The organism is Methyloceanibacter sp. (genome assembly GCF_051306395.1).
Taxonomy (GTDB): Bacteria; Pseudomonadota; Alphaproteobacteria; order Rhizobiales; family Methyloligellaceae; genus Methyloceanibacter.
In genome coordinates this window covers 1-6822 of sequence record NZ_JBPPND010000273.1, presented here as the reverse complement: position 1 = coordinate 6822, position 6822 = coordinate 1, and the positions used below count along the sequence as shown (strand labels likewise).

Annotated in this window: 7 protein-coding genes and 1 pseudogene; 7 read left to right on the top strand and 1 reads right to left on the bottom strand. The window is 64.8% G+C overall.

Annotation, left to right across the window (positions count from 1 at the left end):
• From ACSLE4_RS14595 to ACSLE4_RS14585, 3 genes and pseudogenes are all read left to right on the top strand, one after another.
• Positions 1-610, top strand: a pseudogene (locus ACSLE4_RS14595) (hypothetical protein); the annotation flags it as partial.
• A 144-nt stretch (positions 611-754) separates the two neighbouring features.
• On the top strand, positions 755-1687 hold the full coding sequence (locus tag ACSLE4_RS14590) for a ribose-phosphate pyrophosphokinase (RefSeq protein ID WP_435905153.1): 933 nt from the start codon (positions 755-757) through the stop codon (positions 1685-1687).
• A gap of 91 nt (positions 1688-1778) precedes the next feature.
• Positions 1779-2213: a GlcG/HbpS family heme-binding protein gene (locus tag ACSLE4_RS14585; protein WP_069623967.1), complete on the top strand. Its 435-nt coding sequence runs from the start codon at positions 1779-1781 to the stop codon at positions 2211-2213.
• Here ACSLE4_RS14585 and ACSLE4_RS14580 read toward each other — a convergent pair.
• Positions 2210-3445 (bottom strand): alpha-hydroxy acid oxidase, encoded by a 1236-nt coding sequence (locus ACSLE4_RS14580; protein WP_435905152.1) that lies wholly within the window; start codon positions 3443-3445, stop codon positions 2210-2212. The two genes, ACSLE4_RS14585 and ACSLE4_RS14580, sit on opposite strands and share 4 nt — an antisense overlap.
• Positions 3446-3628: 183 nt before the next feature.
• On the opposite strand from ACSLE4_RS14580, the gene ACSLE4_RS14575 reads away from it, so the two are divergent.
• From ACSLE4_RS14575 to ychF, 4 genes are all read left to right on the top strand, one after another.
• Positions 3629-4684, top strand: coding sequence for a 2-dehydropantoate 2-reductase (locus tag ACSLE4_RS14575; protein ID WP_435905151.1), 1056 nt, complete (start codon positions 3629-3631; stop codon positions 4682-4684).
• 135 nt (positions 4685-4819) lie between these two features.
• Positions 4820-5485 carry a 50S ribosomal protein L25/general stress protein Ctc gene (locus ACSLE4_RS14570; RefSeq protein WP_435905150.1) on the top strand — a complete coding sequence of 222 codons (666 nt, stop codon included), beginning with the start codon at positions 4820-4822 and terminating at the stop codon, positions 5483-5485.
• 51 nt (positions 5486-5536) lie between these two features.
• Complete coding sequence (gene pth, locus ACSLE4_RS14565; RefSeq protein ID WP_435905149.1) at positions 5537-6238, top strand: aminoacyl-tRNA hydrolase; 702 nt, start codon at positions 5537-5539, stop codon at positions 6236-6238.
• Positions 6239-6252: 14 nt separating this feature from the next.
• On the top strand, positions 6253-6822 hold a 570-nt coding region (gene ychF, locus ACSLE4_RS14560), incomplete at its 3' end, for a redox-regulated ATPase YchF (protein WP_435905148.1).

The window sequence follows — 6822 nt, the reverse complement described above, 5'->3', positions numbered from 1 at the left end:
GACCGACGCCGAGGGCACCCGGGTGACCCGCGTCTCCGGCGAGGAGACCGCCTCACGAGGGACCAGCAGCAATCCCTGGCGGGGGGTCGATGACAAGGTGATCCGGAGCATCGCCAACAACACCACCTCACAGCTTGCCGCCGATCTGCCCGGCGGCCGCAGCGCGAGCTCGCCATCGGTAGCAGCCGCGCCGGCCGCAACCACCCCGGCGGCCGCGACCACCGCCGCAGTCGCGAAGCCGGCGCCCGCACCTAAGCCTTCGGGCGTGGTCGTGGCCCCCGTGTCAGGCGCCCCCGGCGACGGCAGCAGGTCGCTGGCCACGGCCCTCAAGAAGAAGCTCTATGCGGACGGCGTGAAACTCGTGAACGGGACGTCGGGCAACGTCTACACGGTAAAGGGCATCGTGAAGCTCACCGATGCCGGTGGCGGCAAGGAGAAGATCCAAATCGACTGGCGCGTGCTCGATCCCAATGGCAAGCGCCTGGGCACAGTCTCGCAGCAGAACACCATTCCCAAAGGCTCACTGAACGGCCCCTGGGGAGCCATCGCCGATGCAGCGGCCGGTGCCGCGGCCGACGGCATTGTCAAGCTCCTGCCGAAGTCCAGCTGACCTCCAGCTAACCCTCATCCACAAGCGGCGCTTCGTAAGTGCTTAGTAAGTTTACATGGGTGCCACACGCTTGTTACAAGCGCGCCGTGGCGTGGGAGCCGGGCCGGCTCGCCTCGCGTAGGCTGGGTCTCAAGGAACGGTCGCATGAAACTGGTTGCAGGCAACAGCAACCGCCCCCTCGCCGAGGCGATCGCCGCCTATCTCGACAGTCCGCTTGCTCGCTGCATCGTTCGTCGCTTTGCGGACAAGGAGATTTTCGTCGAGGTCCAGGAGAACGTTCGCGGCGAGGACGTCTTCGTCATCCAGTCGACCTCCGCTCCGGCCAACGATCACCTGATGGAGCTGCTCATCCTGGTCGACGCCCTGAAGCGGGCCTCCGCCCGCCGCATCACCGCAGTGCTCCCCTATTTCGGCTACGCCCGGCAGGATCGTAAGCCAGGCCCCCGCACGCCGATCTCGGCGAAGCTGGTCGCCAACATGATCGTCCGCGCCGGCGCCGACCGCGTTCTGACCCTCGACCTGCATGCCGGGCAGATCCAAGGCTTCTTCGACATCCCGACCGACAACCTTTTCGCCGCGCCGGCCATGGTCGCGGACATCAAGGATGTCATGTCCGAGGACAATGTCATGGTCGTTTCGCCGGACGTGGGCGGCGTGGTCCGCGCGCGCGGCCTCGCCAAGCGCATCGACGCGCCGCTCGCCATCGTCGACAAGCGCCGCGAGAGGCCCGGCGACTCCGAGGTGATGAACGTCATTGGCGACGTATCGGGCCATAGCTGCATTCTCGTCGACGACATCGTCGACTCCGGCGGCACTCTCGTGAACGCAGCCGAAGCGCTACTCGAAAAAGGCGCCAAGAAGGTCACCGGTTACATCACCCACGGTGTGCTCTCCGGCGGCGCGGTGGCGCGCATCATGGCCTCGCAGCTTAAGGAGCTGGTTATTACCGACTCGATCCAGCCGAGTGATTCCGTCCTGAAGGCTCACAATATCCGCGTGCTGCCCATCGCCCCGCTACTTGGCGAAGCGATCGCCCGCACCGCGGAAGAGAAGTCAGTGTCGAGCCTCTTTTACTAGCGTCGAAAGTGCCGCGCTCGACGGCACCAAGTGCGCCCCCGGGCGTTGATACCCCCATAACCTGCACTGCAACCCACCGAGGAGAGTACCCATGCACGTAACATTGGAGCATGCCGAGAAGGCCATCGCCGCCGCGCGCAAAAAAGCCCTCGAGTTGAACACCCAGATGTGTATCGCGGTGGTCGACTCCGGCGCCAATCTGAAAGCCTTCATCCGCATGGACGACGCCTGGGTCGGCTCCATCGATATCGCCATCAAGAAGGCCACCACGTCCTGCTTCTTCGGCATGGCGACAGGGCAACTCGGCCAGCTGTCACAGCCCGGCAAGCCGCTTTACGGCATCGAACATTCCAATGATGGATTGATCACCTTCCCCGGCGGCGTTCCCATCGTGGATGAGGACGGCGTGCTCGTCGGCGCCATCGGCGTCAGCGGCAGCGTGGTCGAGAACGATCATGCCGTGGCCGAGGCGGGTGTGAAGGTTCTCGGCGTGACGGAGCTACCCGAGCATCCCTGGCGGACTTAAGCGGCGAAAACCAGATTCTCCGGCAAGGCGTTGACGTCGGCGGTTCCCGTCAGCGTCATCGCCTCGTCGAGCTCTTGCGCCAGCAGCGAAAGCGCGGCGGTGACACCCTGCTCGCCATGAGCCGCGAGCCCGTAGACATAGGCGCGCCCCACCAGGCAACCATTCGCGCCACGCCCCAGCGCCTTCAAGATGTCGGAGCCGGAGCGGACGCCGCTATCCAGAATCACCTCGACATCGTCGCCGACCGCCTCTCGAATCCGCGGCAGCATGTCGATGGTGCTGCTGGCGCCGTCGAGCTGACGGCCCCCGTGATTGGAGACGATGACGCAATCGGCGCCGAGCCTGACGGCGAGCTTGGCGTCCTCCGGATCGAGGATGCCTTTCACGATCAGCTTGCGCTGCCAGTGATGACGAACCCATTCGAGATCGTCGGGCGTCACCGAGCCCTTGAAGCGCGGTTCGGCCCAACCGGACACAGTCGCCAGATCGGTGCCGTCGGGCGAATAAGGCGCGAGATTGCCGAGCGTCGGCGTGTTGCGCAGCCAATCGTAGAGCCAGCGTGGTTTTCGTACGATGCGCGCCACGTGGCGCGGCCGCACTTTCAAAGGCACGACCAACCCGTTGTCGAGATCGCGGTTGCGCCGTCCTTGCACCGCAGTGTCGACATTGACGACGAGCCCCGGACATTTCGCCTGCTCGGCCCGTTGGAGGAGCCCCGCGTTGATCGCGCGGTCCTTCATCATGTAAAGCTGAAACAGAAACGGCGTCTCGACCGCGGCGGCCACATCCTCGATGGAGCAACTCGCCAGTGTGCTGAGACAATACGGCACGCCGTATGCAGCCGCGGCGCGCGCCGCATGAATTTCCGCGCGGGGGTAGAACACGCCGCCCATGCCGATCGGCGCCAAGGCAACCGGGATCGCCGCGCGCTGTCCGAACAGAACCGTGTGCATGTTGCGGCTGGCCACATGATCGAACACCCGCTGCCGCAACCGCAACGCCGCGAAGTCGTCGCGGTTTCGCTTGAGGGTTACCTCGTCGTTGGAACCGCCTTCGAGAAAGTCGTAGATCGCGATCGGCAGCCGCCGCTTGGCCGCACGCTTCAAATGACCGGGATGCCGCGCCAAAGCCGGCGGCCTGACCATGGCCCCACCGCGCAACTCCGGTGCGTCGATCGATCCAACCCGTTCGGCAATGGTATCGGCGAGTTCACTGTCGAAGCGTTCGTTCATACCCTACGCTCTTACCCCGATCCGCGCGGATCGCAAACTCAATGAGGCGGCAAACTTGACGCAGCCTCTGACCAAAGCCGCTATATCTACTCCTGAGCTAACTCAAAACCGACCCTGTCGGGAAATTAAGCCCTCTTCATGGTTGTATCTCATCATGCTTAACCCCATCACCAAGGCTCATCCATGAGATTCGCGCGCAAGACCGCCATCACCGTCGCGGGCGCCGGCAGCGTCGGCTGCTATGTCGGCGCGCTCCTGGCCGCGTCGGGGCGGAAAGTCACACTCCTGTCACGTGCGCCGCTGGCAGAGGCCATCGCGCGTCACGGCATTCGCGTGTCCGATCTCGCTGGAGGCGACACGATCCTGCCCCCTACGACCCTGACCGCCACCACCGACGCCTCGGCTGCGCTGCACGGCGCGAAGATCGTGCTGGTCACGGTCAAGTCGCGGGACACCGAGACGATGGCTCAATTGATCAAGGCGTATACGGCCAAGGACGCAATTGTCGTCAGCCTGCAGAACGGCGTGGAGAATGCCTTGGTCCTGCGCCGCGTCCTTGGGTCGAAGCGCCGTGTCGTCGCCGCCATGGTGCCGTTCAACGTGGTGCAGAACCGCGAAAGCGGTGAAGCTCCGCGCTTCCACCGGGCAACGAGCGGCGTGATCCGGATCCAGACAGGCGTCGAGGGCTTGCGCAAGCTGCTCAACGTAAAGGGAGCGCGCGTGGCCGAGCACCCCGACATCGAGGCGGCCTTGTGGGGCAAGCTCCTCGTAAACCTCAACAATGCGCTCAATGCCCTGTCTGACCTGCCGCTACATCAGCAACTTCGCGACCGCCGCTGGCGTCTCCTGATGTCGCGGCAGATGCGCGAGGGGCTCGCCGTCCTGCGCGCGGCCGGCGTCCGCCCTGCGCCGATCGAAGGGGTGCCGCCCCGGCTCATGGCCTTCGCGCTGCGCCTCCCCGACGCCCTGTTCAGGCTCGCCGCGCGGGGCATGCTGGCCGTCGATAAGAATGCCCGCTCGTCCATGTGGGATGACCTGCGGATGGGCCGCCTGACGGAGATCGACCATCTCCAAGGCCAGATCGTGCGGTTGGCAACCGGACATGGCATACCCGCCCCCCTGAACCGACGGGTCCTGGATCTCGTCAAGGAGGCGGAAAAGGCGCAAAACGGCTCGCCCGCGCTTACTCCGGAGGCGATCGGCGCCCGCGCGCTAAGACCGCAACCGGAAGCCTCGTAGGCGATTGTCTTCCCGTGGGCCCTTAGGCTATAAGCCTCTCGAATTCCGTCGCGGCGGCTTAAATGACAGCGCCGCGCCCGTTCTTGCGGGGCCGGCTTCCGGCCCCCTCATTATTTCAGACGTTTGGAGGATTACATGGCTGAGGCGATCGAACTCAAGGCGTGGGCCCGGGGCCGCACCGGCACCGGCGGCGCCCGCGAGGTCCGCCGCGAAGGGCGCGTTCCCGGCATTATCTATGGCGGCAAGGACGAGCCGCAGAACATCGCTCTGGAGACCAAGGAAATCTCCAAGCAGATCCAGACCGGTCACTTTCAGAGCACGATCTTCATGATCGACATGGATGGCACCAAGATCCGCGTAATCCCCCGCGACGTGCAGCTCGATCCGGTTCGCGATTTCCCCCTCCACGTTGATTTCATGCGGCTGGCCAAGGATGCGCAGGTGACGGTGGACGTGCCGGTGCACTTCCACAACGACGCCGCTTCCCCTGGCTTGAAGCGCGGCGGCGTGCTCAACGTGGTGCGCCACGATATCCCTGTGCGCTGCCCCGCCGACAGCATCCCTGAGTCCTTCGAGATCGATCTGACCGGCCTTGAGATCGGCGACTCGATCCACATCTCCTCGGTGAAGATGCCCGAGGGCGTGGTCCCGACCATCACCGACCGCGACTTCACCATTGCCACTATTGTCGGCCAGAAGGCAGAGGAGTCGGAGGAAGAGGCCGAGGGCGCCGAGACTGCGGAGGGCGCTGCGGACGAAGACGAGGACAAGGAAGACAAGGACGAGGAGAAGAAGGAGTAGCCTTCTTCTTTGGCTTCGCGGCCGGGTCCGGCCGCCGATCGGGATGACGCGATGAAGCTCTTTGTCGGCCTCGGCAATCCGGGGGCGCAATACGCCTTCAACCGTCATAATGTCGGCTTCATGGCGCTCGACGCCATCGCCGATGCCCATGACTTCCCCGCTTGGCGCAAGCGCTTCACAGGCTTCGTGTCCGAAGGCCGCCTCGGCGGCGAGCAGGTGCTTCTCCTGAAGCCGCAAACCTACATGAACGAGTCCGGGCGCTCGGCGGCCGAGGCCATGCGCTTCTACAAGCTCGACGAAAAGGATGTAATCGTCTTCCACGACGAACTGGATCTGGCGCCCGGCAAGGTCCGCGTGAAGACCGGCGGCGGCGTGGCCGGCCATAACGGACTCAAATCTCTGAGTGCGCATCTCGGCAACGACTATATGCGCGTGCGCATCGGCATCGGCCATCCCGGCCACCGCGAGCGCGTGGTGGGCTACGTGTTGCACGACTTTGCCAAGGCGGACTCCGACTGGCTGGAGGGGCTTCTCGGCGCGATGGCCGAAGCAGCGCCGCATCTCGCCGACGGCGCCAACGACAAGTTCCAGACCCAGGTGGCGTATCTGATGCAAGGCGAAGAGCCTGAGACGAAGAAGGCCAAGCCGGCGAAGACGCAAGACAAGCCGCCGGCACCGGCGCCCGCGAAGGAAGAAAAGCAGGTCCAAGAGGGAGCGCTTGCCGCCAAGCTGCGCCGCTGGTTCGACTCGTGAGGACAAGAGAGTAGATGGGATTCAAATGCGGCATCGTCGGGCTGCCTAATGTGGGCAAGTCCACCCTGTTCAACGCGCTGACGCAGAGCGCCGCGGCCCAAGCCGCCAACTATCCGTTCTGCACCATCGAGCCCAATGTCGGCGACGTGCCGGTGCCCGATCCGCGTCTCGACAAGCTTGCCGGGATCGCCAAGTCGGCGCAGACCATCCCCACACGGCTGACCTTCGTGGACATCGCCGGCCTAGTGCGCGGCGCCTCCAAGGGAGAAGGGCTCGGCAACCAGTTCCTCGCTCATATCCGCGAGGTGGACGCCATCGCCTACGTGCTGCGCTGCTTCGAGGACCCGGACGTGGTCCACGTGGACGGCAAGGTCGATCCTCTTGCCGACGCCGAAACCATCGAAACCGAGCTGATGCTCGCCGATTTGGATAGCCTCGAGCGCCGGATCCCGATCCTCGAGAAAAAGATTCGCGGCCAGGACAAGGAGGCGAAAGAGACGCTGGCGCTTCTGGAGCGCATCTTGCCGCTGCTCCGCGACGGCAAGCCGGCGCGCCTCGCCGAGGTCACCGACGACGAGCGCCCC